The sequence below is a fragment of the Endozoicomonas sp. ONNA2 genome (assembly GCF_024606365.1).
Taxonomy (GTDB): Bacteria; Pseudomonadota; Gammaproteobacteria; order Pseudomonadales; family Endozoicomonadaceae; genus Endozoicomonas.
This window is the reverse complement of record NZ_JAHHPO010000248.1, coordinates 1-1,620: the sequence shown is the minus strand read 5'-3', so window position 1 is coordinate 1,620 and position 1,620 is coordinate 1. Positions and strand designations below refer to the sequence as shown.

Annotated in this window: 3 protein-coding genes; 2 read left to right on the top strand and 1 reads right to left on the bottom strand. The window is 48.2% G+C overall.

The features are described 5' to 3' along the window. Positions 1-481: hypothetical protein (locus tag KDK14_RS04475; RefSeq protein ID WP_257263820.1), on the bottom strand; the 481-nt coding region annotated here is incomplete at its 3' end. A 43-nt stretch (positions 482-524) separates the two neighbouring features. Between KDK14_RS04475 and KDK14_RS04470 the strand changes: the two genes are divergently transcribed. Continuing rightward, complete coding sequence (locus KDK14_RS04470) at positions 525-1,016, top strand: DUF29 domain-containing protein (protein WP_257263819.1); 492 nt, start codon at positions 525-527, stop codon at positions 1,014-1,016. A gap of 9 nt (positions 1,017-1,025) precedes the next feature. Beyond that, positions 1,026-1,421 (top strand): hypothetical protein, encoded by a 396-nt coding sequence (locus tag KDK14_RS04465; protein ID WP_257263818.1) that lies wholly within the window; start codon positions 1,026-1,028, stop codon positions 1,419-1,421. Positions 1,422-1,620: the final 199 nt, after the last annotated feature.

The window sequence follows — 1,620 nt, the reverse complement described above, 5'->3', positions numbered from 1 at the left end:
AGAATGGAAGCATTACTGTCATGATGGAAAACTTTTTCTTGCAATGCGGGGCGGATCGTATATTACCCCCCCGTTTTCTGCGCAAAAGGAAAGACCTGACCACCGTTTTTGTGACCCCCGTTTTTGACCCCCGTTTTCCTGACCCCCGTTTTCCTTCGGTATGGTTATGCCCCCTGCAGGCTGGTGTCTCCCAGTCCAGGATCACTGCCCCAAAAACACCGGCAGCACTGAATCCGGCAACGTTCTGCGGGTTGTCCGGCAGTTCCACGGCAGTGTCCGGCTCCAGTATCTCCGTCACGCTGCCCACGGCACTGGCAGGCAGACTGAGTCGCTGGCCTTTCTCCTTTGCCAGCCCCAGATCAGTAAAGTCGCTGATCATCGCCACCCGGTCACCGGCCTTGCTGGACCGACCAACCAGCTTGTTCAGGAACTCGTGTACGTAGAGGTCTACCGTTGCGGGCAGGGCAGGAAATTTAGCCATGACTCTCCTAAACTGGTGGGCAGTGAATAAAAGGATTCAAAGAATGGAAAATAGCAACAATCTGTATGACACCGATTACCAGCAGTGGGCAGAGCAGCAAAAACAGTTATTACAATCCGGCCAGCTTGATCGGCTTGATATAAAAAACCTGCTGGAAGAATTAGGGCAAGCCGTGAAAAACAATCGTCGTTCCCTAAAGTCCGGTTTGAAAATTTTAATACTGCATCTACTAAAAGTGGACTATCAGCTTCGGGTGCTTCAAGACCCTTGGGTGCAGGATAAGGTGATTCATACCTGGCTGCCGAGCATCAACAATCCACGCAGCGACATTATCGACCTTCTGGCAGACAGCCCATCCCTGAAGCATCATCTGACTGATGTTATTGCGCAAAGTTATCCAATGGCCAAGGCAGAAGCTGTTGAACAGATGAACAAATACATTCACTCTCCCCAAAAACGGCTAACGGCCAGCAGCTTCCCCGATACTTGCCCCTGGACTTTTGAACAACTGATGTCGCTGGATTTATATCCTTAAAACTCTGCCATGGAACTGGCCACAGTCACAGCAGGGAAGCTGAAAGCTGTGGTCAAGTCTTTCTTTTTGAACACAGGCAAGATTCATGACACAAGACAGGTCTTGATCTTTGGCGTTGATTTCAAGGTTCAAGACTTAACGTTAGAATTCCTGATTGTTCAGCTGAAAATTCAAACGTCTAATGACTTTCAAAAGGAAAGACCTGATCCCAGTTTCGTGACCCCAGTTTCGCAAAAGGAAAGACCTGACCCCAGTTTCGACCCCAGTTTCTTTTTCCTTAAACTCAGTGTTCCTGATGATTGCGGTAAAGCATCTGAATATACTGAAGTTATTTACAGACAATTCCCAAGCGCTATTTTCCACAACAGTATACCTGCTTCTTCAAAAGCCAGGGGAGGCAGGTAGCACAAAGAGCTTGATCACCTGAAAGCCAACTATACTGCCAGAGTGTGAACGGTGCATTTTTCGCATTGCCCATTTGCCCGCAAAACTGATTGGTATGATAAGTAGCTAACCATATGAAATCATATATTTCTGACTCCTTGTGCTGGCACTGTGCTTCGTTACAACTCCGGTCACATAGCTACGGCTATGCTCCCTCCGT